Here is a 25,491-nt window from a genome sequence, read left to right as displayed (position 1 = left end):
AAAAGAGAGCCAGGTGTAGAATGAACTTCGAAAGCGTGCGCATCCGTTTGGACGACAATGTCTGCTTTATTCAACTTGACCGCCCTCAGGCGAACAACGCGATTAATCGCCAGCTTATCGAAGAGTGCCATCGAGCACTCGATGAGCTCCAGGGGGCGGCAGTTGTTGTTGTGTTGGAGGGGTTGCCGCACGTGTTTTGCTTTGGTGCAGACCTTCGTGAGTTAAGCGCTGGAGGCGCTTACGAGAAGTCGTCGCCGCCGGATCTTGCAGCCCTATATGACTTGTGGCTTCGGCTCGCATCTGGGCCTTTCGTAAGTGTCGCACATGTACGTGGCCGGGCTATTGCCGGCGGAATCGGCTTCGTTGCCGCTTGCGACATCGTAATCGCCGACTGTACAGCTACGTTTAGTCTTTCTGAGATGCAGTTCGGGATCATACCGTCGTGCGCGTCGCAATTCTTGATTCGGAGAATTGGTCAGCAGAGGGCGCGCTATATGACGCTCTCAACACATCCTATCGATGCAAAGCAAGCGTTCGCTTGGGGGCTAGTGGATGCGCTTGAAACTGACAGCAAGCCCCTTCTTGGCCGTCATTTGCTGCGCCTCAGCCGATTATCGAAATCAGCCATCCGGCGCTATAAAGATCACGTCAAGATTACGAATGATGCCCTCTGGCAGAACCGGGACGCCGCGCTTGGCGCCAGCGCCGAGTCGTTCGCAGACGCAGAGGTTCAGAGTTTGATCAGAGGCTTCGTCGAAAATAGCCGACACCCCTGGGAGCGATAAACGTGACGAACCAAACAACAGTGGACCTGAGAGAGATAGAACCAGGCATCATGCTGCTCAGAATGCAAGAGCGCGACGGAAAAAACACGTTTACTAGTACCTTCATTGACGGTCTTTTGAGCGCATTCGACGAGATCGACAAGAATATGTCGTGCAAGGCCGTTATCCTCACTGGGTATGATACGTACTTCGCTTGTGGGGCAACAAAGGAGTTGTTGCTGGCCCTACACAAGGGGGCTGCCAAATTTTCCGATGTTAATCTTTACAGTCGGCCGCTTGAATGTGCAGTTCCCGTTATCGCAGCAATGCAAGGTCACGGTATCGGGGGGGGCTTCGTTTTCGGATTGTTCGCCGACATCATAATTCTCGGCAAAGAAAGCCTCTACACGGCGAACTTTATGAAATACGGCTTTACCCCAGGTATGGGCGCAAGTTGTGTAGTGCCAGCCAAACTTGGAACTGCCCTGAGCGCGGAATTACTTCTCGGCGCGGGTACTTACTCTGGAGCCGAGCTTGCCCGCCGTGGTGTTCCTTTCGCCGTTCTTCCTCGATCGGAAGTAGTTGATCACGCCATAAAGATCGCCCGCGAGCTTGCTTTGATGCCACGGACGTCGCTTATGCTCCTCAAGAAGCATCTTGCTGCACCTCTTCGCGCAGAACTGCCGCGCTTCATAGCAATAGAGGAGAGTCTGCACAAGGAAACGATTTGCGAGCCTGAAGTCAGGGATAGGATTGAAGCTTTGTTTGAAGGATTGCAAAGGTAACGAGCAGAAGCGATGTTCATTGCAAGCGCAGGACCCAGTCGCTCAGTCGTTTGTTCGCGGCGAATGTTCAAGAAGCCCGTATTCCGTACTCAAGGAAGGCTTCCGTGCACTAAAGTCACCCCAATGAAACCAAGGTTGTCCTTTCCACGAACTTATCGGGCTTGAGGGCTCTAATGTCGAGTGTGGGGCAATGTGCTCTTGACTTCGGACAGGTTGACGTATGGCTGACATCGCTGTCTGACATCGGCGGAAAGGAACAACTCACCTACCAGCGATTATTGAGTGACTCTGAGCGTGTGAGGTGGCAGCGATTTGCGGTGCCGGGCGCGAAACTGCAGTTTCTGGTTGCTCGCATACTTCTTCGCTCGATACTTTCTCAGTATACGGGTGTGCCCTTCGAATCTTGGGAATTTGAAGTTAATGAATATGGGCGGCCCCGCGTGTTGCACCCGAGCGAGTTTCGCGACATTCAGTTCAATTTGTCTCATACGGAGGGGCTTGTCGTTTGCGCAGTGGCTAGAGAATGCGAAATTGGGATTGATGTCGAGTGTACCCGGCGAGCTTTAGATGTCATGTCGTTGGCGCAAACGATTTTGTCGCCGCGAGAACTTTCGGCGTTGACCGGCGCACCTCCGGCGTATCAGCAAAGGCGTTTTTTCCAGTATTGGACGTTGAAAGAAGCGTTCGTAAAGGCACGGGGGATCGGTTTGACCCTCCCCCTTGACGAGTTCTGGTTCGACCTGAATGAAGCGTTTCCGCGGGTGCATTTTTCACCAAACTTTCCTTGTAAGGCAGAACGTTGGCAGTTTCGTCAGTATTCTCCCACTCTCCAACACATGCTTGCAGTAGCTGTTTCTCTGGCTAAGAGCGATTTGGATATCCGTTTGCAGTGGGTGGTCCCGGCAGCACGCTTGTAGCGCCCACTATCACGCGTTTATCCGCACGCGCTGTTCAGCGGCTCCGTTCAGATGTAACGTAAGCGGCAAGGAGACCTTTCAATTACCCATAATTTTTGCCTCGATCGCAGCTCCCAGTTCGATGTCGGTCAGCCGCGATAGTCCGCGCCAGATCACGGTATTTCCTGGAGGCGGATCGTTGGCTCGGGCTAAATATCCTCCGAGCCGCGCGATCTTGACGACATAGTGCGAGAGCGTGCTTCGTCGAGAGCAATCGCCACCCCTGTCTTTCACAAAATGATCAAGAAGCCTGATTTCGGGATCTGTCAGCGCGGTTTGCGGTAGGGTATTCGGCGAGGAGCGATTGAGCATCGTCATCCAGAAGACGCGCCAACTCACAATGCAGAAGACCGCGATCAGATTGACCGTACGCACACGACGAGGGCCGCCCGATTGACGCATGCGCGCGGGTCTCGAGAGCGCTATGATGGCGTTGGGTGAAGATCAGGCGGCCCGCTGATCGGAGGGCTCTGCAGCCTGGCGCAGAAGCTTCCAATCCCAGGGCAGCAGTTCGTGCAGACGCGAAGTGGGAAGATCGGCGATACGGGTGAGGACGTCGGCAAGCCAGACCTTTGGATCGACGTCATTGAGACGACACGTCGTGATCATCGTCAGCATGATGGCGGCACGGTTGGCCCCACGCTGGCTGCCGGCGAAGGTCCAGTTGCGCCGTCCCAAGGCGATGCCTCTCAATGCGCGTTCAGCGCAATTGTTAAAGGGCATGATGTTTTCAGCGCTCAAACCCGGTGGAGAGGACTGGTCGTCCGGATTAGTCTGTCGAAGCCGGGATAGGGGCGCTGGAGCACGAAACGGTGGCAGGCCGCCATGACCATGAGCTGTGAGCTCGCTTTGTTACTTGGCCGCCCCCTACGACTTGCCCGGCTGCGCTGCGAGCGCGGATCCGTAGATGTCGTGCAAGCCACTGGCTCCTAAGACAAAGGAGAACCAAGCATGCAAATCGTTGGCATGGATATCCACCGATCGTTCGCCCAGGTGGCGATCCTGGAGGACGGAACAATAATCCGACAGCTCCGCGTAGAGCTCGTTCACGATAGGCTTGTCGCCTTCGCCAAGACACTCAGCCTCGAGGATGAGGTGGTCATCGAGGTGACGGGCAACAGCGCCGCGGTCGAACGTCTTCTGCGCCCGCACGTTAAGCGCATCGCGGTCGCCAATCCGAGGCTCGTTCGGGCGATCGCCTATGCGCGAGTCAAAACGGACAAGGTCGATGCTGGGACCCTGGCAAAGTTGCATGCTGCCGGCTTCTTGCCGGAGGTCTGGGTTGCTGACGAGGACACCTACAGCCGCCGGCGCCAGATGGCCGAGCGCGCTGGCGTCTTGGCGCAGATCATCCGGATCAAAGGACGCATGAAGGCTATCCTGCATGCCAACCTTATCCCGCCCTACAAAGGCTATCTGTTCGGCAAGCGCGGACAGCATTGGCTGGACAGTCTGCCTCTTCCACCGGAGGAGCGTGCAATGCTCTGGCGTCTGATCGCGGAACTCGAACGCGTGACGAAGCAACTGTCGGAGATCGACAAAGTCGTGGCCGAGCAGGCTCTGGGCGATCCACGGGCCCTCAAGCTGATGACGATCCCCGGCGTGAGTTCGGTTGTCGCATCGAGTGTACTGGCCTCCATCGGCGACATTGCACGCTTCCCGTCGCCGGATAAGCTCAGCAGCTATTTCGGGTTGACTCCGCGGGTTCGGCAGTCAGGCGAGCACCCGGCACGGCATGGCCGGATCTCGAAGCAGGGCAACCGTGACGCCCGCAAGATGCTGGTTGAGGCGGCGTGGTCAGCCAAGACGGCGCCGGGTCCGTTGCGAGCATTCTTCAACCGCACGCAGAAAAAGCACGGGGCCGGGGTCGCAGCCGTTGCGACGGCGCGCAAGCTCGCAGTCATGATCTGGCACGTCCTGACGACCGGGAAGGACTACGCTTACGCGCGGCCAGCGTTCACGGCAATGAAACTCCGGAAGGTGGCTCTAAAGGCTGGGGCTCCCCGTGCCTACGGCAAGGCTGGCCCGGGCCGGGACTATTGGATCAAGGAAATCCGCGAACGGGAAGCTGGTTACGTCGCACGCGTCGAACAGGCCTACGAACGCATGGTGGCTGCCTGGAAGGAAAAACCAAAAAAAGTTGCCACGAACTGAAGGTAAGGACTTCTCAACACCATCCGTGGTCAAGCAGATCCTGCCGTCGTCGAGGAAGCGGGCGAAGCCCTCCCAGCGCCTGAGCATGTAGTTGATCGGCTTCAGGACCTCGGACGAGCGCGAGAGGGTTTCGCGCTCACGCAGCAACCAGGCGTGCATGTCGTCGAGGAGTGGCTTGCTCTGTTCCTGTCGCACGGCGCGACGCTCGTCGGCGCCGCGGCCGTTGGATGTCGCGCTCGATCTCGAACAACGCATCGAGGCGCCTGACCGCCTCCAGCGCAATCGGAGAGGCCGGCTTGCCCTTCTTACCTTCCCGAGCATTTTTCTCGATGTCAGCCAGCTCGAAGAAGCCCCGTCGTGCATGGGCAAAGCAAAATGCCGGCGTAATCGGCCGCACCTTCTTCTGCGGGTCGAACAGCGGTTCGAACCCGCTGTAGCAATCGGCTTGCAGGATGCCAGCGAAGGCGGCCAGATGCTTCTGGGGATGCTCGCCTCGTCGGTCGCTCGAGGCGTAATAGACCGCCGCCGGCGGCGCAGGCCCGGTCATCCCGCACATAAGTCCAGATCCGCCCGGTCGTGCACTTGCCCTTCGCCAGGATACGGATGGTGGTGTCATCGCCATGAAGGCGCTCGGCAGCGAGCACATGGCGTTCGATCAAGTGGAAGAGCGGCATGACGGCGAAGGTCCCGTGGCCGACCTGGTCGGCCAGCGTCGACAACGGCAGGTCGATCCCCTCGCACTTGAAGCGCGCACTCTGGCGGTTGAGCGGGATATGCATGCCGAACTGTGCGTCCAGCGAAGGCTGGCATGTTCAGCAGGAGTTAGTCCTGCCGGGGAAAAAGTTAGCTCCCCGTAGTGTGGATAGCAGAAAGGAGAGAAACCGAATTTCTGAAGCCTATCGACAAAGACTCCCTTGGGGAGCTCACGAGTCACCGGGCCGTATCAAAAGAGAACGCGCTGTGGCCTCGAAAATGCTCAGAACCGAAAGCCGAGCCCGCAGTTTAGGGGCGAAGGCAGCATGATCCGACGAATGCTAACTGATGCGACGGATCATTTCGGCGGGGTGAAAGCGACAGCACGGTGACAAGGACATGCAAAGCAACTGGAGAAGCCTTCCTCATCCCGGAGAGAAATCGCCGGAAGAAGGTAGGCCGTATAACCGGCGCCCCCGGGAAATCGGCCGAAGATGAGAAGGTGGCGGCCGGGTCCGCAGTAGCGCTGAAGCGGGGTAACACCCGTGGAGCGAAGGGACCCTGCCATTTGTGATGTCTCCAACGTAAGGAAGGCAAGGACGAGATGACAAAGGCGTCCATCGATTTGCAGGACCTGAGGCGGAGGCTATACGTCAAGGCGAAGGCTGAACCGTCTTGGCGTTTCTGGGGTCTATACGTCCACGTGTGTAAGATGGAGACGCTGCGCGTAGCGTATGAGATGGCGAAAGAAAACGACGGCGCTCCGGGAATAGACGGAGTGACGTTCGAAGCCATCGAAGCGCGAGGCGTGGAGTCGCTACTCGAACAATTACGGGACGAACTGATCGGGCGCAGCTATCAGCCACTCCCATCAAGGAAGCGGGAAATACCGAAGGACGGGGGCTCCAAGGTCCGCGTTCTGTCGATTCCGGCTATCCGCGACAGAGTGGTGCAAGGCGCGCTCAAGCTCGTACTCGAACCTGTATTCGAGGCGGATTTCCAACCGGGATCGTTTGGATATCGGCCCAAGCGTACGGCACATGAAGCGATCAAGCGAGTTGCCCAGGCAGTAGCCGAGCGGAAGACGCGGATTCTCGACGTTGATTTGCGCGCCTATTTCGACAACATCCGGCACGATCGGATGCTAGAGAAGGTGGCTCTGCGAATCGACGACAAGGAAATTCTGCATCTGCTGCGGCTGATGCTGAAAGCATCTAGCAAGAAGGGCGTTCCACAGGGCGGGGTAATTTCACCCTTGCTCAGTAATCTCTACCTCAACGAGGTGGATAAGATGCTGGAGCGAGCGCGTGAGGTAACTCGTCGCGGCAAGTACACCAACGTCGAATATGCACGATTCGCTGACGATCTGGTGGTCTTGATCGACGCCCACAAGCGGCATGACTGGCTGCTCGGTGCCATAGACAAGCGATTGCGGGAAGAGTTCACCAAACTGCAGGTTGAAGTGAATGATGAGAAGAGCCGCATAGTCGACCTGGAACGAGGCGAGAGCTTCGGCTTTCTGGGATTCGACTTCCGCTACCTCCGCAGTCTGCGCGGAGTGATGCGGCCGTATTACACGCCCAAGCTCAAAAAGCGGACGGCGCTTCTGCGGGGGCTCAAGGAAGTGTTTCGCCGCCACCGGTCGCAACCGATTGGCCGGGTGATAAGCCTGATCAATCCGAAGCTCCGAGGGTGGGTAAACTACTTCGCGATGGGCGATTCCGGTAAATGTTTCGCCTACATCAGAAACTGGGTAGAGAAGAAGGTCAGACGCCATCTGGCGAAGGCTCGGAAACGAAAAGGCTTCGGCTGGAAGCAGTGGAGTAGGTCGTGGCTGTACGACACCTTGAAGCTGTTCAATGGCTACCGGGCGAGTACTGGCAAGGCGAAAGCCGCTCCAGCACGATAGGTCAAATAAGCCTTGGTGCGAAGCAAATGGGAGCGCGTAGTGCGGGAAATCCGCATGCTGCGTGCGATGTGGCGGGGGCTGGAAACGTGCGCGATCGAAAATTTGGTCGAGCGGCGCGCCAGTCCTCGACCCTACGTGCGTCCAGCGAAGGCTGGCATGTTCAGCAGGAGTTAGTCCTGCCGGGGAAAAAGTTAGCTCCCCGTAGTGTGGATAGCAGAAAGGAGAGAAACCGAATTTCTGAAGCCTATCGACAAAGACTCCCTTGGGGAGCTCACGAGTCACCGGGCCGTATCAAAAGAGAACGCGCTGTGGCCTGGAAAATGCTCAGAACCGAAAGCCGAGCCCGCAGTTTAGGGGCGAAGGCAGCATGATCCGACGAATGCTAACTGATGCGACGGATCATTTCGGCGGGGTGAAAGCGACAGCACGGTGACAAGGACATGCAAAGCAACTGGAGAAGCCTTCCTCTTCCCGGAGAGAAATCGCCGGAAGAAGGTAGGCCTGGCGCCTGAAAGCTCGCTGCCGTCGCGCACTTGCGCCGCCACACCGTCAGCAGCCCACGGACAACGCCGTGGCGCCGAGCGACCTCGGAAATATTGGCCCCTTCCTCGAAGCTCTCCGCCACGATCCGGCCTTCTCTTCCGCCGTCCAATGCCGTCGCCGACGCTGCCCCGTGATCACCTCGATCCGACGATAGGAGCCGCCTTCCTGCCTGGCATCAAGCATGGCTTCATGCATGGCATCTGCCATAGCCCACCTCCAAAAGACAGTTCATACCCGGCTGTATCGCATCTCATTCGCGCGATGCCCAGGTGGGGGGCTCATACTTTCAATTACCCATAATTTTTGCCTCGATCGCAGCTCCCAGTTCGATGTCGGTCAGCCGCGATAGTCCGCGCCAGATCACGGTATTTCCTGGAGGCGGATCGTTGGCTCGGGCTAAATATCCTCCGAGCCGCGCGATCTTGACGACATAGTGCGGGAGCGTGCTTCGTCGAGAGCAATCGCCACCCCTGTCTTTCACAAAATGATCAAGAAGCCTGATTTCGGGATCTGTCAGCGCGGTTTGCGGTAGGGTATTCGGCGAGGAGCGATTGAGCATCGTCATCCAGAAGACGCGCCAACTCACAATGCAGAAGACCGCGATCAGATTGACCAGACGCTCAGCAGTTCGCAATTTTGAGTCCTCTGCTTTGCAGCCCGATTTGAGGATCTTATGGAAGACTTCGATCTTCCACCTCAAGGCATACCATTCGATCTTATTGATGGCGTCCTTGCGCGATTGGACCGGGAGATCGGTGAGGAGCTTCCACTCGATTTTCTTTCGCCGCTTCGGCCTTCCCCGCTCCTGAGCGTGGATCACGGTCAGAGTGAGTGCGGGATATTTCGTCTGTTTGCCGATCGGCGGCAGGACGCGTATCTTGCGGTACCTGATCTCAAGAACGGCGTCGTCGGGATCGCCTTTGTCGTCCTTGACCTTGATCCGATGCAGACCCTTGATCGTCACCTCGTCCATTTCGTCGGCAATTGTATGATTGCCGTCCCCGGCAAGCCGATCAACACAGGTTCGCACCAAAAAATGCGTTCCAACCTCCTCGGCCAGGCAAAACAGCTCATAGATGTCGCTCTCGCGATCACCAATATGAACGCATCGTTCAGGGGCAGCGAGAAGGTCGGTCGATTGCCGTAAATTCTCGAGCCAGCGGATGCTTGCGCGGCGGCGATCAGGGTGAGACTTCAGCGACAATCAAGGTGAGACTGCGCCGATGGGGGCGGACCGAAGGGAGGGCGTAGCCCGACCGGAGGACCGTCCCCATCGGCGTCGCGCGTTTTTGGACCCGTCTGGCGGCCGGGTGCGGCTGGTGCAAGCTGTTGATTCGTCTCGACAAGAGGGAATCGATGCCTTGCCTGGCCTCCACATCACCGACCACCAGATGAGGCTGTACATGACCTACCGACAGACACTGTCCCCCGAGGCCGCCGCGGCCAAGGCGGGGTTCTCGAAGGCAAGCGCGTATCGAATCGAGGGCGATTGTCGCCCGCCATCGCAGAAGAAGACGCCGAGGGGCCGGCGCCGGTCCGATCCGCTCGCGCAGTATTGGGAGGCCGAGATCGTTCCGATCCTGAAGGCTGCGCCCGGCATCCGCGTGATCGGCGTGCTGGACGAGCTGCGCCGACGGCATCATGACCTGAACCCGAACATCCGCCGCACGCTGGAGCGGCGCATCAACGCCTGGCGGGCGCTCAACGGCCCCGAACAGGACGTGATCTTCCGCCAGCAGCACGAGCCCGGCCGCCTGGGTCTGTCCGACTTCACCGACGTGAGCGCGCTCGGTATTACCATCGCGGGTGAGCCGCTCGGTCACCGGCTCTATCACTTCCGGTTGGCGTTCTCCGGCTTCGAGCATGCCCATGTCGTGCTCGGCGGCGAAAGCTTCGTCGCCCTGGCGGAGGGCTTGCAGAACGCGCTGTGGGCGCTTGGCGGCGTGCCGCGGGAGCATCGCAGCGACAGCCTGTCGGCAGCGTTCCGCAATCTGGCCGCCGACGCACGGGAGGATCTGACGCAGCGCTACGCCGGGCTGATGGGCCACTATGGCATGGCGCCAACGCGCAACAATGCGGGCATCGCACATGAGAACGGCTCGATCGAGAGCGCGCACGGCCATCTCAAGCGGGCACTGGAAGATGCGCTGTTGCTGCGGGGGACGCGCGACTTCGCCAGTCTCGATGCGTACCGGGCTTTTGTCGACGAGATTGTCGGCCGGCGCAACGCCAACCTCGCCAAGCCGATCGCGCTCGAGAAGGAGGCATTGGCGCCGCTGCCAAAAGGCCGCACGACCGACTTCGAGGAGAAAGTGATCCCGGTGACGTCGTCAGGCGGCTTCATCCTGCGGCGCGTGTTCTACACCGTGCCTTCAAGATTGATCGGCCATCGCCTGCGTGTGCGCATCTTCGACGACCGGCTCGAATGCTTCCTTGGCGTCACACCGGTCGTGACGCTGCGGCGCGGTCGGCCTGTGTCCGAGAGCCAGGGCGGTCATGTCGTGGATTACCGGCATGTCATCCATGCCCTGCGGCGCAAGCCGATGGCGCTCCTCAATCTCGTTTATCGCGACCAACTCTTCCCGCGCGCAGCTTACAAACGTCTGTTCGAGACCTTGCGGGAGCATGGTGATGACCGGCGCGCCTGCAAGGTGACGGTCGAGCTTCTGGCGCTGGCTCACGAGCGCGCCTGCGAAGCAGAACTCGCCGAGGCGATCGCGATGGATCTGGACGCCGGACAGTTACCCGATCTTGCCGCGCTGCGCGACCGCTTCCGGCCCGAGGCGGCCTCGATCCCGCGTGTCGCCGTCAAGCTGGCGCCGCTCGACGTCTACGATGAACTCGCCTCCGTCAGCGTCATGTCGGGCCGCTCGAACCTGGGAGAGGCAGCATGACCGGTATCGCTACCTCCGTCGATGCTGCCCGTGTCGAGCTGCTTCTCAATGAGCTCCGCCTGCCGGGCGTCAAGGCGATCTGGCCGAAGCTCGCCGCACAGTCGGACAAGGAAGGGTGGCCTGCCGCCCGCTTCCTCGCCGCCCTTGCCGAGCACGAGGCCGCCGATCGCACCCGCCGTCGGATCGAGCGGCACATGGTGGAAGCGCGTTTGCCCGCCGGCAAGACGCTCGCAACCTTCGACTTCGAAAGCGTGCCGATGCTATCAAAGGCACAGGCGATGGCGCTCGCCGCCGGCGACGCCTGGTTGAAGGCCGGCGCCAATTTGCTCTTGTTCGGTCCACCGGGCGGCGGCAAGACCCATCTCGGCGCGGCGATCGGCCTGGCTCTCGTCGAGAACGGTTGGCGCGTTCTCTTCGCGCGAACCACTGATCTGGTGCAACGGTTGCAGGTCGCGCGGCGCGAGCTGGCGCTGGAGTCCGCGATCGCCAAACTCGATCGCTATGACCTCCTGATCCTCGACGACATCACATATGTGAGCAAGGATCAGGCGGAAACCAGTGTGTTGTTCGAGTTGATCGCCGCCCGCTACGAACGACGCTCGCTGCTGATCACGGCCAATCAGCCATTTGGCGAATGGGGGCGTATCTTCCCGGACCAAGCAATGACGTTGGCTGCCATCGATCGTTTGGTCCACCACGCCACGATCCTCGAGATGAACGTCGAAAGTTACCGTCGAAAAGTTGCCCTCGATCGCAAGCGCGGTCCAGGCCGGCCGCCTGCTCACACTACCCCAAACGAACTCGACAAGACTTTGATTGACGCTGGCAGCGCCGCTTGATTGTCGCGCAGCGTCAATCAACGCTTGCCAAGTCGACGGCCAGCGTCAATTATCTCCTGACTCGGCCGCCTCGTCTCATCTTGATTGACGCGCCGCTCTCATCCTGATTGTCGCGCTATAGGATGCTCTCCTTCTGCTCGATCGGCACCCGTGTCGGATTGATCTTTCGCTTCAGCGCCGTCGTCCCCTTGAACTTCTTGCGGGTCCAGAACTTGATTGCCGACAGTCCGAGCGGAAGCCCCTCGGTCGTCACGGCGAGACTAGAATGCATCAGGATGCCGCACTGTATGCGTCCTGCCGTCTTGCCCGTAAAGCCGATCAGATCCGGCTTCTCGCGCTTGAAGCTGAATTCCGTCGTGTCATGGAGGACGAGGATCGGTCCCTCCGTCGCCGCTACGCGCCCGCGCGTCGCCTCGAAATGACCGCAAAGAATATCCGCCTCATTGACCCGCTCGTTGGAGAAGAAGCGATAGGCGGCCTTCGTGTTGGCCCAGTCCTGACAAACCAACGGGATGCTTTGACCCATGTCGCTCCCGACTTGTGCGAGCAATTTGCAGAACCGGCGACCAAGCCGCTCATCCTTAAACTCGCATCCCGCAGTTTCTCGATCAACCCACGTCTCGATACCGGTCGTCAATCGCTGAGCACGCGTCTCCGCGCGTTCCTTCAACAGACCCATCGAGCACCCCACTTCCGAATCAGGTGCTCAACAATGAATCACAACAGATTCTGCCGATTCAAGATTTCGCCCGCCGCGCCTCGCTCAAATCCGACGTCAAATGTGGGTAATTGAAAGGGGCTCATACCGGTTACAAACGATGGACATCGCTGACAACGATGAAGGAGACACCAAGCAGTACCTGATAGGCCGCAACCACCGGCGCTATCGGCCAGTTCGACACCAACCCGGCGAGCTCAGCATTGAGCCGCTCCAGCCGGTGAGCACCCCCGGTTTGCTTACAGCTGCAAAGAATACGGGGGGCCACCCAGCTCAGACCACGGGTCATAACGTCGAACTACAAACAGGCAACGTCGAACGACTACCGATGCGGGTTGACGTGCGCAGGAAGGTATACAATGTCGCCGGGGTCGTCCAACCCGGGCATAAGCGAGTTGCCGATAGCTGCGAAAACGCGGGCGACCCTGCTGATTCCGCTTCTCGGAGTTTCTAAGGGAGGGGGCGCTTCTGACTCCCTCTCCGCATCTGCTGCTAGCTCCCTCAGCGCTTCCTCGTACGTAGGGGGTGCTTTTGACTTCCACTCAGCCTCTGCTTTTGACGCCCTCTTCGCTTCCTTAAACGTAGGGGGCGCTTCCGACTCCTTCTCCGCTTCAACCTCGTCTTCATACACTTCAAACAGTTCTGCCTTGCTAGCTTGTCAAGGTTCAACGAAGGACGCCCTGGACGAGGTGGCCCAAACTTGGCAAGTTCAGCCAACTCTTTACGTGTTAGCGGCACAGTCCTGAGATCGTCTGTCTCCGCCGCATTTCGCGGTACGAGATCGCTCCGATCGGTCAGTTGCTTCAGAGCTCATGGCGCCCCGTAAGTGATGACGAACGCTGACTGTTGTCGTCGCCGAAGTGCGCACCCTGCCAAGGGCATCGGCAAAAACATCGCTAGCTCGAACCACTTCGACACCACCCACTGCACCTTCCGGTTCACGCGCAAGATGGTGATCACGCGATGCAGCGCTGTGTTCGACGGGTGTCGGCGAGGGCCTGCTTGGTGGCGCAGTCTGCGCCTGCACGACCGCGCTGAATTCGCCAGAACTGAGTGAATGAGCAACGGTTGGACGTAGCATCAGCATGGACCTCTGTGGCTGGGCTGTTATCGGGCCTGTTTTGGTGAATAACATCCTTGTTCAGAATATCGCAATTTGATCATCCGATAGTCTGCTGGAGACACCGAGCAGCGATCCCAAGATTCTCTGCCGCCTCCGCCGGTACGTGGGGCAAAGTTCCAGGCAGGAGAGTCTAGATCAGCGGGTGGGTGCCGTCACAAGCTGGGGTCGGAATAAGATTTGTTCCCGCAGACACGCTAAGGCCGTAAGCGGCGTTTACGTCCCATTCGCAAAGATTTGGAGGGACGGATTGCAACGGGTTGGCGCAACGGACTGCAAATCCGTTGATTAACACGTTGCAAATCGTTGAAGTCGCGACTGTGGCGGCAGCTGCGGAGAATTAGGAGGTGCGGGCGAACGACCGTAAGCGTAGCCCTGCAGCCCTTTTGAATGACGCTTGACGCCTATTTTGTTCGCGTGGCGCGTCGCCGCGGTATCCATGTGTCGGACAACGCGTTGACGGCGGCTTCGAGCGCCCTCCGGTCGACGACGTTGGGATCGAACCGCTCCGGGCCCCAGAGGCGCATGTCTTCGTGCTCTGGATGGGTGGGGTCGCCGATGGCGGCGAGGTATTCGGCATAGCCTGCCGCACCGCCGACGTCTTCCGGAGGACAACGACCGGCGGCCTCGAGCAGGAAGGGAAGCCCCTCCGTCGTGGTGTTCTCGAACCATTTTTCGAGCTTGATCACATGGTCCCAGCTGTCGCCGAAGTCATAGAGATAGTGGATCGTCTTGGCGCCGGTCTCGCGAACGATATCGCAAAGCCGCGCTTTGCGGGCATCCATGGGCTGGTGGCCGTAATCGTTGTGGGGATCAGGAATCCCCCAACGGACCTCACCAGCGAACAACTCGAAGAGGTGACTGTTCGTCCAGCCGAATGCCTCCTGAAGCGTCAGATGCAACCGATCAAGGCGCAGGGTGACGGGTACGACAAGGCGACGCATCACCTCCGGCTTCACATCCTTGAGGGTCACCTTGATCCGGACCGCGGTCGTGTTCAGGCTCATGCCGCCAGCCTCGGATCGTGTGTATGCATCGTATAGGTCGACGCCCAGGGAAGCAGTTCGTCCAGTCGCGCCGCAGGCCAACCATTGACGAGCTTGGCGAGAACGTCAGCGAGCCAGTGCTCGGCACTGACGCCATTGAGCTTACAGGTTTATGCCGCCCGCCGAACTATGCCGAACGGGTTGGTACAGCGCAACAAAAATGGCCGGATCAATAAATTTTCGACCGATCATCAGCGCACGAATTGTCAAGAAATTGGATTTGTCCGCGCGTGTGCGATGGGAACTATGAGGATGAAAAACAGTTCACGCTGTGGTCTTAGCTTACCTCAGACAGCGATCGATATCGGCAACGGCATTTCATTTCTAAGGACGAGCGACCGACTGGGGTGGCCTAATCTGCATGCGGCCCTAACCGAAGAACAGCCGCATGAGGCGAGACATGATGGTATCCCAAGCTTATGGTTAGCAATGGTCCTCTCGCAGGCTGATATATGCCGGAATCTTGGTTGTCGTGAGGAGCATATGATCATGCAGCCGGGGAGGATATCGATTGTGGGCCCAAAGACGCCACTCGCGGTGCGGCTCAAATCGACGATCCGCGCTTTGCACATAACTCTGAAGGACGAGCTCTTCAATGAGGTGGCCAGCGAACTCTTCGATGGCGCTTCCACAGTTGAGGTCGTCCCCACGTTCGGCGCTGAAAATCGATGCATGGAGTTCCTGTTACGTTCGGTGGTGGAGACCCTCCATGAGCCGGCGCACCATTCTGGCCTCAAAATCGAATATCTGTCTCGAGCATTGGCATCCGCAATACTCGGAAAGTACGCTGTTCTGAGGCGCCCCGGTATACGTGCGGATAGTCGGCTTAGCGCCCATCAGACCCAGCGTGTCCAGGAATACATTCGAGAACATCTGTCCTCGAATATATCGCTCAATGAACTCGCAGCGGTTGCTGGGGTCAATCGTGCAGCATTTATCCGACGTTTTACAGGGACCTTGAACACGACGCCGCACCAATATCTCACGAGGGTTCGCTTAAAGCGCGGCCAAGACCTGTTGTCCGAGTCTGATCTGCCGCTTGCGCAGATTGCGTCCGTTTGCGGTTTCGCGGATCATGCGCACTTCACAACGGTTTTCAAGCGAGCGCTTGGCATCGTACCATCTGCATACAGGCGACAATGTAGCTAAAGCTCGATGGCAAAGCGCTTGAAATGAGGTTCTGCTGTACGGGAACTTACTTAAGCGGTGTCATGACAAACATGATCCGGGTCAGGCAAACTGGAGCATTCTTTAGACTAGAATGTTCGTTGCCAAATCCACCGGCTGGGAGGGAGCAAAGGATAATGAAGGCGTCGAAGTTTCGGACACCCAGAAGGTGCAGTAGGCCTTCAGCGTCTCGTTCATAAACACGGTGTCGTTGTCCGTATCGAGACCGAGCAGCGCGAAGGGCAATTGTTTGCGCAATTCCATCAGCACAGTGCTCAGCAGTGTCTGTTCGCACAATCAATCAATGGAGCGCACTCTAGTCCAACCGGTCACGACGTCGGTGAGCACGAGGGGCTGGATGAAGCTGCCGCGCGCTGACCGCTGTGCGGATCAATTTTTCAGCCTTGTCGGCGTCATCGAACTCCCAGGCCTGACGCAGCACGCGACGGGGTGGCCGTCTGATGCTTTTTCGGCAGGCGTCCCATGATGTTGCGCGCCTTGTGAATATGATTCCATTGCCAGCTTCGTCGTGACGACCGGCTTTGCGCTTCTCCATGAAGGCGACGAAGTCGGCGAGCCGACGGAGGCTTTCCGCGACAATCTGCTCCTTCAGATCGGCACCACGCTTATCTTATTCGATAGTTTTCTTTTTTAAAAAAGAAACGATTTTAAGATACCTGAGCGCGAAAAACCCTTAGCCGGCACCTCACAATAGCGTGGTCCGCTGCGGGTTCTTGGGTCGTCCGTGAAGAATGCGGATTGACCTGAGAAATAAGTAGAATTGATCTTGATGTAGTATTCGATTTTGCAGGAAAGCAATGGGGTGTTGGACCTCGCTTTCTTGCGTTTTAAGGTTTTGCTTTTGGGCGATTCGTGATTCCCTGACGGCGTCGTCGACATTGGGGGATGCGATGAGCAAGCCGCGGGATGATCGCCAGAAAGACCTGTTGCTTCCGGCGCTTGATCAGATCATCGACATGGGTCATCCGTTGGTGCGGTTGGCAGCGCTGATCGACTGGAACATCCTGAATGAGCGCTTCAGTTCGGTGTGCCAAGCAGGGTCGGGACAGCCGGGCTTGCCGACGCGGCTAGTCGCTGGCCTGTTCATTTTGAAGCACATGCACAACCTGGCAGATGAGGTGCTGTGCGCTCGCTGGATCGAGAACCCCTCACATAAGTAAATTGCTGTCAAGGTGATTGTTTCCTCACAACGCCATGGGATTTTAATGAAGCGCCGCCGTGAGCGATTGCCCGGGCGAAGCTGGTCGGGTTGCGTAGCCGGGGCAATCGCGGGAGGTCCACCCCGATTATCACGTCGAAGTCGACAAGACCTTTTACTCGGTCCCGCACCGGCTGATCGGCCGTCGGATGGACGTCCGGCTCACCTATCGAGCCGTCGAGATCTTCCAGGATCACACGCGTGTCGCCAGCCATGTGCGCCGCTCTCAGCGCAGCGGCCATGTCACCGTGAACGAGCACATGCCCAAGGCCCATCAGCGTTATGCCAATATGACGCCGGCGAGCTTGATCAAGATGGCAGCGCGGATCGGCGTCAACACCGCCACTCTGGTCGAGCGGATGATGCGTGAGCGCCCGCATCCCGAGCAGGGTTATCGCTCCGCCATGGGATCATCGCCCTGGCACGGCGCTACGAGCGCGATCGGCTCGAAGCGGCCTGCGAGCGGGCACTCGTCATCAACGCGATCAGCTACTCCTCGGTGAGCGCGATCCTCAAATCCGGGCTCGACCGCGCGAGCCCTGCTGCCGCACCCGTCAAAGCCACCCCCTCGCACGCCAACATCCGTGGTGGGGGCTATTATCAATGAAGGAAAGGAACATCGCGATGCTGACCACCGTACGTATCCGAACAAGGCCGCCTTGTGAAAAGATTGGGAGCGTAGCTGACCGTCCTTATGGATGTGCATAAGGACAGTGCGGTGCTGAGCCGCATAGAGGTGGTTGAGACCGGTCGGCGGCGCCGCTGGACGAGTGCGGAGAAGCTCAGGATCGTAGAAGAGAGCTTCGCGGGGCCACGACTGGTTTCGGCGACCGCTCGCCGGTACGGGATCTCACGCCAGCTTCTGCTGAATTGGCGCAAGGCTTTGGCCTCCAATTATGGGGCTGGAGAGAGTTCGATCCGCCCGACGTTTGTCCCTGCGATAGTTGTGGCGAGTACGTCCCCAACGACGGAAGCTGTTGAGGCAGGTCAGATCGAAATCGTAAGCCCGAAAGGGCTGCGCGTGGTCTTCGGTCCCGGCGCGGATGTCGAGGTGGTGGTTCGAATTGTTCGCGGACTGGAGCGCCGATGATCCCGATCCCGACGGGCGTGCGGGTGTGGCTGGCGACGGGCCACACGGATATGCGCAGAGGCTTCCCCTCCTTGGCGCTGCAGGTTCAGGAAGTGCTTGGTCAGGACCCACTGGGCGGCCACTTATTCTGCTTCCGCGGTCGCAGAGGTGACCTGCTGAAGGTGATTTGGCACGACTCCCAGGGAGCCTGCCTATTTACGAAACGTTTGGAGCGGGGGCGATTTATTTGCCTTTGGCGGCGGATGGCGCGGTATCGATCTCACCGGCGCAGTTGTGTCTTACTTGCTGTCCGGCATCGACTGGAGGCATCCTCAAGAAACTCAACGTCCAACGCGGGTCGGCTAGTCGTTTTACGGTTTGAATTTGCGGCTTGATCGTAAGCGTGGCGTCGAGGCCCTTTGGATTGTTTGTGCGGAGTCTTGAGAGCACCGCTAGAAGAGTCATCTTCTGGAAGGGGGCTCACAATGGACGACCATTCTGACGACATAAGACGACCGTTGTCACCGCGTATCGAAGTGTACGCAGGCGCAGGTCGAAAGCGCTGGCCGGATGATTTGAAGGCACAGATTGCCGCAGAAAGCCTCGAGCCGGGGGCGGTTGTCACAGACGTCGCCCGTCGCCATAGGTGCCGGCCCCAGCAGGTGCATGACTGGCGGCGCCGGGCGCGTTTGGGCCAGTTGGTGCTGCCGGCTTCGACGGACACGCTGTCGTTCGTGCCGGTGGTGTCGGAATTGGCGCTACCGGCGGCCGCAGAGCCCACCGGGTCGCCGGAACCGGAAGCAGCCGTTCTGACGGTTGAACTGCAGGGGGCACGAGTGGAGGTGCGAGGGACGCCTGGCCTTGCTGTGTTGAGTGATGTGTTCTTGGCGCTTCGACGGACACGTTCATGCTGACGCCGCCCGCGAGCCTGATGATTTACGTGGCGACGCAACCTGTGGACTTCAGAAAAGGTGCGGAGGGCTTGGCGCTGTTGGCGAAGGAGACGCTGGGCCATGACCCGATGAAGGGCGTGGCGGTGGTGTTCCGTGCGAAGCGCGCCGATCGAGTGAAGATTGTCGTCTGGGATGGCAGCGGCCTTGTGATGTATTGGAAGCGGCTCGATGGCAGCGGCTTCAAATGGCCTCCCATCGTGACCGGCGTGATGCGGATGAATGCCGCCCAGCTGTCCGCGCTTCTGGCCGGCATGGATTGGACGCGGATGCACGCGCCTCGGATCCTGCAGCCGAAAGCGCTTGCGTAGGACATAAAATCTTCGCTGCATCGAGGCGCGAAGCATGGCAGACTTGGGCCAATGAGTGATTTGCCTGATGAGCTGCCGAGCGATCCAGCCGAGCTGCGTGTCTTTGCCGCGGCTCTGCTGGATCGCTGCGCCAGGCTCGAGCGGTTGCTCAAGCTTGCGAAGGATGCGCAGTTCGGTCGATCGTCGGAAAAGCTGGACGCTGATCAGCTACAGCTTGTTCTGGAGGACATCGAAGAGGCCGTCGCGGCTCTCGAAGCCGCTGAGGATCGCGCCAATCCCAGAGCCCGCGAGAAGAGAACTGCCAAGCGCAGAGCCAACCGTGGTCAGCTTCCGGAGCATTTGCCACGCATTGTCGAAACGCTGATGCCGGCTGCAACCTGCTGCCCGTGCTGCAAAGGCGATCTCTTTGAGATCGGCCACGATGAGAGCCAGAGGCTGGACGTCGTGCCGGCGCGGTATCGCGTCATCGTCACCCGCCGGCCCAAGCTGGCCTGCCGCGCCTGTCATGGCGTCGTCCTCCAGCACGCCGCGCCCGAGCGACTGATCAGGGGAGGATTGCCTACCGAGCGACTGGTCGCGCATGTCATCGATGCCAAGTATCATTGGCATTTGCCGCTTTACCGCCAGGTGCAGATGCTGGCGACGCACGGTATCGCCATCGACCGTTCCACGCTCGCCTTTTGGGTCGGCTACGCCGCCCAGGAATTGAAGCCCTTGTGGCATCGTCTGCGCCAGCTTCTGCTGGCCTCTTCGAAGCTCTGTGTCGATGAGACCCCGGCGCCGGTGCTGGATCCGGGGCGCGGCAGAACAAAAACCGGCTACTTCTGGGCGCTGTCACGCGATGACAGGCCTTGGGCCGGACCTGATCCGCCTGGGGTGATCTATGCCTATGCACCGGGCCGTGGCGCCGTTCATGGCTTGCGGCTGCTTGAGGGCTATCGCGGCATCATCCACTGCGACGGCTATCAGGCTTACAAGACCATGACCCGAGAGACGCGTGCGGACGCCCTGTCCGGGACGCTCGCCTTCTGCTGGTCGCATCTGCGGCGCCAGTTTGTGAAGATCGAGCGCGAGGCTGCGCCGGCGCCAGCTCCGGTTGCCCGCGAGGCCCTTGAGCGCATCGCCCAGCTTTACGCGGTCGAGAAGGCACCCCGCGGCCGATCTGCGGACGAGCGCCGCGCGGGGCGACAAGCGCATGCCCGGCCTCTGGCTGCAGCCTTGAAGCAGTGGTTTGAGGCCAAGCTTGCTCACCTTGCGCAGAAGAGCGACACGGCGAAGGCCCTGCGTTACGCGCTGCGTCATTGGGACGGCCTGACGTTCTACCTTGATGACGGGCGCATCGAGATGGACACCAATGCGGTCGAGCGAGCGATGCGGCCGATCAAGCTCAATGCCAAGAACTCCCTCTTTGCCGGTTGCGACGAAGGTGCCGAGAATTGGGCATTGCTGGCTTCGCTCATTGAGACCTGTAAGCTCAATGGCGTCAGTGCCGAGCACTGGCTCGCTGACGTTCTCGCCAAGCTCGTCAATGGTTGGCCTGCGGCGCGATTGGACGAACTGCTTCCCTGGGCGTCGATCTACACGATGCATGCACACGATCCGAGGCTGGCGGCATGAGCCTGAACACACCGCGGTCCGGATCAAGGTGACCCTCAAGGATGTGAAGCCGGAGGTGATGCGTCGCCTTGTCGTGCCGCTCACCCTGCGCCTTGATCGGTTGCACCTGACGCTTCAGGAGGCATTCGGCTGGACGAACAGTCACCTCTTCGAGTTCTTCGCTGGTGAGGTCCGTTGGGGGATTCCTGATCCCCACAACGATTACGGCCACCAGCCCATGGACGCCCGCAAAGCGCGGCTTTGCGATATCGTTCGAGAGACCGGCGCCAAGACGATCCATTATCTCTATGACTTCGGCGGTAAGCGGCAAGCTGAGGCCGTCAGGCTGCGTGGTTCCATGGCATAAGCGCGTCGATTTGGCTGCTCGGCCAGCCGTTGGCGATACGCTGAAGTGTTAAGGCGAGCCAGGCGAACGGATCGACGTTGTTCATTTTCGCCGTCTGCAGCAGCGTTGCGATGGTCGCCCAGGTTCGTCCGCCGCCGTCGCTGCCAGCGAAGAGGCTATTCTTTCTCGTGATTGTTTGTGGCCGGATGGCGCGTTCGACGACGTTGGAGTCGAGCTCGATACGTCCATCGGTCAGGAAGCGTTCGAAGATGGCACGGCGCGAGACGGCATAGCGGATCGCCTCGGCCAATTTTGATTTGCCGGAGATCCGCCGCAAGGTCTGCTGCCAGAGATCGAAGAGATCTGCGACGATCGCCGCGGAGGTTTGCTGGCGCGCGGCAACGCGAGCGTCGGGGCTTTGACCGCGCACGGTTTTCTCGACCTGCCAGAGCCTTGCCATCCGCTCGACCGTCGCCGTTGCCACTTCTGAGCTCCCTGCAACATGCAGCTCGTAGAACTTGCGTCTGCAGTGTGACCAGCTTGCGTCAGGACAAGTCCTGGAAAGGAGGAAGAATGTAATCTGAAACCTTTCAACGTGACCCAGAGGGTTCGACGCCCTCCCGGCAAAGGCGGAGCCCGCCAGCCGGAAGCGAGTCTTGCATGGGTGACGGCAACGTCACTCGTGAAGCGTAGACAGCGGGTACTGAAGCCCTGTGACCAGCCTCGAAATCACGGTCGTGCTGAAGCCTTCGTCGTGTTGGATCCGGGGGCAGCACTGGGAAAGCCGCTATGGCCAGGCTGACCGGTTCGGCCGGGGTCTCTGAGCAGGGCAAAGGTACGGGATGGGACACCAGGAAACCTGAGAGGTCCCGGTTGTGCCCACATGGGAAAGCCGGCACGGAGCACCGGCCATAGCAACGCTCCAGGCCTGATGACCGACTTGGCGAGCATCGGGAGCGCGCACGCGAACACGAAAACACCAAGGCATGTGGAATCCCGAGGTGAAGACATAAGCCGACGGACGCGCGCGGCGGGAAGTCGTAGCGGCTTCGTAGTACCGAGGAAGGCGGGGAACTGGGCTCACCGGGACCCGCTCGAGGGAAGGGAGCCGCCACGCGTTAAGACCCATTGACGAGAAACACGGGAGGGAACGCTGAGTCCCACGAACCTGTCCACGAAACGACAATGGATAGCCGATCTGGCGAGGAAGAATCCCAAGCGGGTGCTGACCTCGCTGCATCACCTGATCGACCGTGAATGGATGCTCGAGGCCTATCGCCTGACGCGCAAGGATGGCGCGCCCGGTATCGACGGCATGATGGCGACGGACTATGAAGCGAACCTGGAGGCCAATCTTTGTGATCTTCTGGCGCGCATCAAATCCGGACGTTACATCGCGCCGCCGGTGTGACGGCACTACATCCCGAAGGCGGATGGGACCGAACGGCCACTCGGCATCCCGACATTGGAAGACAAGGTGGCACAGCGGGCGATTCTCCTGCTGCTGGAGCCGATCTACGAGACCGACTTCTTGTCGTGCTCATATGGCTTCCGACCGGGACGATCGGCCCATGATGCCCTACACGCTCTGCGCAATGGGTTCATGGAGCAAGGGCTGCGTTGGGTGGTGGACGTCGATATCTCGAAATACTTCGACACCATCAACCACACGCACCTGCGCCGATTCCTCGATCAGCGAGTCGCGGACGGCATCGTCCGGAGGATGATTGATAAATGGCTGAAGGCGGGGGTGTTCGAAAAGGGCGTCCTGCGCCGCACGACTGGTGGAACGCCCCAAGGCGGCGTGATCTCGCCACTGCTTGCAAACATCTACCTGCATTATGTGCTGGATGAATGGTTCGAGCAGGTGGCGCGACCGCGGCTCAAAGGGGCGATGCCAACTGGTCCGATACGCTGATGACGGTGCGCCACGACGGCGCGGAGGAGGTGTGATGTAGAGCACCTTTGAGCAGCCTTGCTGCACAGAAGATGGGGGGCGGCCCCTCGAACTCGGGTTGCAGGATCAGGGTTCAAACCACCGGCTGCTGCTTCGGCCCAATGGTCGAGGTGGTGAGCGAGACCGGAAAAGGCAGAGCAAGACTCTGTCAGGTAAGGATCGAGGAGACGAGCGCAAGCGAACCACCGATGAACTGTCGAAAGCGTAGGGAAGACGTCAAAACCAAGGGGTAGTCGTTATCTTGGGATCAGTCTGAGCGATACCTGTTTACGGCTCAGGCGGCGTCCGGCAGGCGAGGTGGCGTGACCTCGGTTCAGGCTTCTGTGCGGAACGTGGGAACCTGTATCGCGATGCCAAGGGAATGGTTCAAGTGGAAGCCCCACAAGAGTCTGAGTACCAATGCGCGATGCAGGGACGGAGCCGTGTGTAGTAGTGACGAAGGCACTGTAATGGTGGCGGAGCGAAGGCACGGCACTGTCCCGCTTGATTGGAAGAACAACCGGAAACGGGAGGACTCTTTTGGGTCAAGCAAAGCCGTATGACATCCCCAAGCGCTGGGTTTGGGAGGCGTACAAACGGGTTAAAGCAAATCGGGGCGCAGCCGGTGTGGACGAGCAGTCGATCGAGGTGTTCGAGGCAGACTTGCAGAGCAATCTGTACAAGCTCTGGAATCGAATGTCTTCGGGTAGCTACTTTCCACCGCCGGTCAAGCGTGTGCAGATCGACAAGCGCGACGGCGGGAAGAGGCCGCTAGGAATTCCTACGGTGTCGGATCGCGTTGCTCAGGCGGTCGTCAAAGGATATCTGGAGCCGGATTTGGAGAAACACTTTCATCCAGACTCGTTCGGATATCGACCCGGAAAATCGGCGCTCGATGCCGTTGGGGTTGCTCGCCAGCGATGCTGGCGGCATCCCTTCGTGCTCGATCTCGACATTCGGGCCTATTTTGACTCGATATCGCATGAACTTTTGCTCAAGGCGATTCGGAAGCACACGGACTGCGCCTGGGTGTTGTTGTACATTGAACGGTGGCTTAAAGCTCCCGTTCAACTGGAAGACGGCACCCTTGAACCCCGAGAGAAGGGCACGCCGCAGGGCTCGGTGGTATCACCGCTGATGGCGAATCTCTTTCTCCACTATACGTTCGACATGTGGATGCGAAGAAATCATCCGAGCATCCCGTTCGAGCGTTATGCCGATGATATTCTCTGCCATTGCGACAGTGAGCGGCAGGCACAAGAACTGAAGGAGGCGCTTGCGAAGCGCTTTGCCGAATGCGGACTGGAGCTTCATCCGAACAAGACGAAGGTAGTCTATTGTAAGGATGACGACCGGCGAGGTGATTATCCTGAACAGAAATTCGACTTTTTGGGCTACACGTTCCGTGCCCGTCGGTCGAAGAATCGTTGGGGAAAGCACTTCGTCAACTTCAGCCCCGGTGTCAGCAATGCCGCGACGAAGGCAATCCGACAGGAAATCCGTGCCTGGCAACTACGCTGCCGGGTGGATAAGAGGATCGACGACCTGGCGAGGATGTTCAACCCGATCATTCGAGGCTGGATGAACTACTATGGTCGGTACTACAAGTCGGCGCTTTATCCGACACTACGCCATCTCGACCGATGTCTCGCGCGATGGGCGATGTCGAAATACAAACGTCTGCGGCGACATCGAAGACGGGCAGAGCACTGGGTACGGGACATTGCGTGCCGCACCCCCACGCTGTTGGCCCATTGGCCGATGCTGCACAAGACGGCGGCTGGACGGTAAGAGCCGGATGAGCGGAGACGTTCACGTCCGGATCTGTGAGCGCCTGGGGGTGAAACTCCCCCGGGCGACTCGACCGGTGATCGCCTTCGAGGACCATCTGTCCGGCAAGCGATTGCTGAATGTGCTGGGTAAGCGGCTCGGTCGGTACGGGCTTCAACTCCATCCGACCAAGACCCGCTTCGTAGACTTCCGGTTCAAACGCCCCGGTGGGCGTTATCCCGCGACGGCGGGGACCACATTCAACTTCCTTGGCTTCACCCATGTGTGGGGTCAATCGAGGAAGGGTAAGAATGTCGTCCGACAAATAACGGCAAAAGACCGTTATGCCCGCGCGCTGGCTTCCGTGACGGAATGGTGTCGGCTCAACCTGCATCGTCCGTTCCGGGAACAGCACGCGCACTTGTCGCGGGTGATCCGGGGGCATTGCGCCTACTACGGCATCTCCGGCAACGGCCGACGGATCAGATGGTATCACCACCAGATCACGCGGATATGGAAGAAATGGCTTGCACGGCGTTGGCCGCCACAGCAATCTGCCGTGGTCGCGCTTCCGGGCCATGCTCGCGCGACACCCGCTGCCGACAGCCAAGATCGTCCACCAATATGCCGTCCCGTAAGCGAAGCTTACGCGTGAAGAACCGGATGCGGGTAATCCGCTCGTCCGGGTCTGTGAGGGGCGGGGATG

The 25,491-nt window shown here is 59.3% G+C and carries 23 protein-coding genes and 8 pseudogenes; 20 read left to right on the top strand and 11 right to left on the bottom strand.

Annotated features, from left to right (window positions below):
- The first annotated feature begins 20 nt into the window (after positions 1–20).
- The 3 genes from ACVIHF_RS00715 to ACVIHF_RS00705 all read left to right on the top strand — a co-directional run bounded on the left by ACVIHF_RS00715 (position 21) and on the right by ACVIHF_RS00705 (position 2,466).
- On the top strand, positions 21–785 hold the full coding sequence (locus tag ACVIHF_RS00715; protein WP_253610478.1) for an enoyl-CoA hydratase/isomerase: 765 nt from the start codon (positions 21–23) through the stop codon (positions 783–785).
- 2 nt (positions 786–787) lie between these two features.
- Positions 788–1,549: a polyketide synthase gene (locus ACVIHF_RS00710; RefSeq protein ID WP_253610477.1), complete on the top strand. Its 762-nt coding sequence runs from the start codon at positions 788–790 to the stop codon at positions 1,547–1,549.
- 173 nt (positions 1,550–1,722) lie between these two features.
- A complete protein-coding gene (locus tag ACVIHF_RS00705) occupies positions 1,723–2,466 on the top strand; it encodes a 4'-phosphopantetheinyl transferase family protein (protein WP_253610476.1) in 744 nt (247 codons plus the stop codon).
- A 78-nt stretch (positions 2,467–2,544) separates the two neighbouring features.
- On the opposite strand, the gene ACVIHF_RS00700 is transcribed toward ACVIHF_RS00705, so the two are convergent.
- Both ACVIHF_RS00700 and ACVIHF_RS00695 read right to left on the bottom strand, forming a co-directional pair.
- Positions 2,545–2,907 (bottom strand): hypothetical protein, encoded by a 363-nt coding sequence (locus ACVIHF_RS00700; protein ID WP_456791447.1) that lies wholly within the window; start codon positions 2,905–2,907, stop codon positions 2,545–2,547.
- 42 nt (positions 2,908–2,949) lie between these two features.
- Positions 2,950–3,219 (bottom strand): annotated as a pseudogene (locus ACVIHF_RS00695) (transposase domain-containing protein); the annotation flags it as partial.
- Between the two features lie 252 nt (positions 3,220–3,471).
- Between ACVIHF_RS00695 and ACVIHF_RS00690 the strand changes: the two are divergent.
- Positions 3,472–4,659 carry an IS110 family RNA-guided transposase gene (locus tag ACVIHF_RS00690; RefSeq protein ID WP_253610619.1) on the top strand — a complete coding sequence of 396 codons (1,188 nt, stop codon included), beginning with the start codon at positions 3,472–3,474 and terminating at the stop codon, positions 4,657–4,659.
- On the opposite strand, the pseudogene tnpC (ACVIHF_RS00685) reads toward ACVIHF_RS00690, so the two are convergent.
- Positions 4,630–5,447, bottom strand: a pseudogene (gene tnpC / locus ACVIHF_RS00685) (IS66 family transposase); the annotation flags it as partial. The gene ACVIHF_RS00690 and the pseudogene tnpC (ACVIHF_RS00685) overlap by 30 nt on opposite strands.
- A gap of 617 nt (positions 5,448–6,064) precedes the next feature.
- On the opposite strand from tnpC (ACVIHF_RS00685), the gene ltrA (ACVIHF_RS00680) reads away from it, so the two are divergent.
- The gene (ltrA, locus tag ACVIHF_RS00680; protein WP_253610453.1) at positions 6,065–7,261 is read left to right on the top strand and encodes a group II intron reverse transcriptase/maturase; all 1,197 of its coding nucleotides are present in this window, start codon (positions 6,065–6,067) and stop codon (positions 7,259–7,261) included.
- A 382-nt stretch (positions 7,262–7,643) separates the two neighbouring features.
- Here the strand turns inward: ltrA (ACVIHF_RS00680) and ACVIHF_RS00675 are convergent, their stop codons facing one another.
- Together ACVIHF_RS00675 and ACVIHF_RS00670 are read right to left on the bottom strand one after the other, a co-directional pair.
- Positions 7,644–7,886: a transposase gene (locus tag ACVIHF_RS00675; RefSeq protein ID WP_375167176.1), complete on the bottom strand. Its 243-nt coding sequence runs from the start codon at positions 7,884–7,886 to the stop codon at positions 7,644–7,646.
- Positions 7,887–8,090: 204 nt separating this feature from the next.
- On the bottom strand, positions 8,091–9,008 hold the full coding sequence (locus tag ACVIHF_RS00670; RefSeq protein ID WP_456791446.1) for an IS4 family transposase: 918 nt from the start codon (positions 9,006–9,008) through the stop codon (positions 8,091–8,093).
- 157 nt (positions 9,009–9,165) lie between these two features.
- Here ACVIHF_RS00670 and istA point away from each other — a divergent pair, with 157 nt between their 5' ends.
- Both istA and istB read left to right on the top strand, forming a co-directional pair.
- Positions 9,166–10,698, top strand: a complete 1,533-nt coding sequence (istA, locus tag ACVIHF_RS00665; RefSeq protein ID WP_456791445.1) for an IS21 family transposase — start codon at positions 9,166–9,168, stop codon at positions 10,696–10,698.
- On the top strand, positions 10,695–11,537 hold the full coding sequence (gene istB, locus ACVIHF_RS00660; RefSeq protein WP_253610451.1) for an IS21-like element helper ATPase IstB: 843 nt from the start codon (positions 10,695–10,697) through the stop codon (positions 11,535–11,537). Before istA ends, istB begins: the two co-directional genes overlap by 4 nt.
- A 115-nt stretch (positions 11,538–11,652) precedes the next feature.
- Here istB and ACVIHF_RS00655 read toward each other — a convergent pair whose 3' ends face one another.
- The 3 genes and pseudogenes from ACVIHF_RS00655 to ACVIHF_RS00645 all read right to left on the bottom strand — a co-directional run.
- Entirely contained in the window at positions 11,653–12,216 is a 564-nt protein-coding gene (locus ACVIHF_RS00655) for an IS4/Tn5 family transposase DNA-binding protein (RefSeq protein ID WP_456791444.1), read from the bottom strand.
- A 1,563-nt stretch (positions 12,217–13,779) separates the two neighbouring features.
- Complete coding sequence (locus ACVIHF_RS00650) at positions 13,780–14,382, bottom strand: plasmid pRiA4b ORF-3 family protein (protein WP_253610449.1); 603 nt, start codon at positions 14,380–14,382, stop codon at positions 13,780–13,782.
- Positions 14,379–14,531 (bottom strand): annotated as a pseudogene (locus tag ACVIHF_RS00645) (transposase domain-containing protein); the annotation flags it as partial. The pseudogene ACVIHF_RS00645 and the gene ACVIHF_RS00650, both read right to left, overlap by 4 nt.
- A 142-nt stretch (positions 14,532–14,673) precedes the next feature.
- On the opposite strand from ACVIHF_RS00645, the gene ACVIHF_RS00640 reads away from it, so the two are divergent.
- On the top strand, positions 14,674–15,570 hold the full coding sequence (locus ACVIHF_RS00640) for a helix-turn-helix domain-containing protein (protein ID WP_456791443.1): 897 nt from the start codon (positions 14,674–14,676) through the stop codon (positions 15,568–15,570).
- A 189-nt stretch (positions 15,571–15,759) separates the two neighbouring features.
- Here ACVIHF_RS00640 and ACVIHF_RS00635 read toward each other — a convergent pair.
- Both ACVIHF_RS00635 and ACVIHF_RS00630 read right to left on the bottom strand, forming a co-directional pair.
- Positions 15,760–15,966: pseudogene (locus ACVIHF_RS00635) on the bottom strand (ISNCY family transposase); the annotation flags it as partial.
- A 7-nt stretch (positions 15,967–15,973) separates the two neighbouring features.
- Positions 15,974–16,184: pseudogene (locus ACVIHF_RS00630) on the bottom strand (IS256 family transposase); the annotation flags it as partial.
- Positions 16,185–16,499: 315 nt separating this feature from the next.
- Between ACVIHF_RS00630 and ACVIHF_RS00625 the strand changes: the two are divergent.
- The 8 genes and pseudogenes from ACVIHF_RS00625 to ACVIHF_RS00590 all read left to right on the top strand — a co-directional run.
- Positions 16,500–16,757, top strand: a pseudogene (locus tag ACVIHF_RS00625) (IS5/IS1182 family transposase); the annotation flags it as partial.
- Positions 16,758–16,872: 115 nt separating this feature from the next.
- Positions 16,873–17,414 (top strand): annotated as a pseudogene (locus ACVIHF_RS00620) (Mu transposase domain-containing protein); the annotation flags it as partial.
- Positions 17,415–17,501: 87 nt separating this feature from the next.
- The gene (gene tnpA, locus ACVIHF_RS00615; protein ID WP_253610447.1) at positions 17,502–17,897 is read left to right on the top strand and encodes an IS66-like element accessory protein TnpA; all 396 of its coding nucleotides are present in this window, start codon (positions 17,502–17,504) and stop codon (positions 17,895–17,897) included.
- Positions 17,894–18,271, top strand: coding sequence for an IS66 family insertion sequence element accessory protein TnpB (gene tnpB / locus ACVIHF_RS00610; protein WP_375167287.1), 378 nt, complete (start codon positions 17,894–17,896; stop codon positions 18,269–18,271). The genes tnpA (ACVIHF_RS00615) and tnpB (ACVIHF_RS00610) overlap by 4 nt, the downstream gene beginning before the upstream one ends.
- 90 nt (positions 18,272–18,361) lie before the next feature.
- Positions 18,362–18,790, top strand: a complete 429-nt coding sequence (gene tnpA / locus ACVIHF_RS00605; RefSeq protein ID WP_253610446.1) for an IS66-like element accessory protein TnpA — start codon at positions 18,362–18,364, stop codon at positions 18,788–18,790.
- Positions 18,784–19,137: an IS66 family insertion sequence element accessory protein TnpB gene (gene tnpB / locus ACVIHF_RS00600; RefSeq protein ID WP_253610445.1), complete on the top strand. Its 354-nt coding sequence runs from the start codon at positions 18,784–18,786 to the stop codon at positions 19,135–19,137. The genes tnpA (ACVIHF_RS00605) and tnpB (ACVIHF_RS00600) overlap by 7 nt, the downstream gene beginning before the upstream one ends.
- A gap of 51 nt (positions 19,138–19,188) precedes the next feature.
- A complete protein-coding gene (gene tnpC / locus ACVIHF_RS00595) occupies positions 19,189–20,754 on the top strand; it encodes an IS66 family transposase (RefSeq protein ID WP_456791442.1) in 1,566 nt (521 codons plus the stop codon).
- A complete protein-coding gene (locus ACVIHF_RS00590) occupies positions 20,726–21,100 on the top strand; it encodes a plasmid pRiA4b ORF-3 family protein (RefSeq protein WP_456791441.1) in 375 nt (124 codons plus the stop codon). The genes tnpC (ACVIHF_RS00595) and ACVIHF_RS00590 overlap by 29 nt, the downstream gene beginning before the upstream one ends.
- On the opposite strand, the pseudogene ACVIHF_RS00585 reads toward ACVIHF_RS00590, so the two are convergent.
- Positions 21,075–21,617: pseudogene (locus ACVIHF_RS00585) on the bottom strand (IS66 family transposase); the annotation flags it as partial. The gene ACVIHF_RS00590 and the pseudogene ACVIHF_RS00585 overlap by 26 nt on opposite strands.
- 684 nt (positions 21,618–22,301) lie before the next feature.
- Here ACVIHF_RS00585 and ACVIHF_RS00580 point away from each other — a divergent pair.
- From ACVIHF_RS00580 to ACVIHF_RS00565, 4 genes are all read left to right on the top strand, one after another.
- On the top strand, positions 22,302–22,490 hold the full coding sequence (locus tag ACVIHF_RS00580; protein WP_456791440.1) for a hypothetical protein: 189 nt from the start codon (positions 22,302–22,304) through the stop codon (positions 22,488–22,490).
- A 54-nt stretch (positions 22,491–22,544) separates the two neighbouring features.
- Complete coding sequence (locus tag ACVIHF_RS00575; RefSeq protein WP_456791439.1) at positions 22,545–22,997, top strand: reverse transcriptase domain-containing protein; 453 nt, start codon at positions 22,545–22,547, stop codon at positions 22,995–22,997.
- A 558-nt stretch (positions 22,998–23,555) separates the two neighbouring features.
- On the top strand, positions 23,556–24,806 hold the full coding sequence (ltrA, locus tag ACVIHF_RS00570) for a group II intron reverse transcriptase/maturase (RefSeq protein WP_456791438.1): 1,251 nt from the start codon (positions 23,556–23,558) through the stop codon (positions 24,804–24,806).
- 76 nt (positions 24,807–24,882) lie between these two features.
- Entirely contained in the window at positions 24,883–25,440 is a 558-nt protein-coding gene (locus ACVIHF_RS00565; RefSeq protein ID WP_456791437.1) for a reverse transcriptase domain-containing protein, read from the top strand.
- Positions 25,441–25,491: the final 51 nt, after the last annotated feature.

This window comes from Bradyrhizobium sp. USDA 4506 (genome assembly GCF_054058795.1).
Note: the sequence above shows the minus strand (reverse complement) of the source record. Positions and strands in the feature narration are given on the sequence as shown.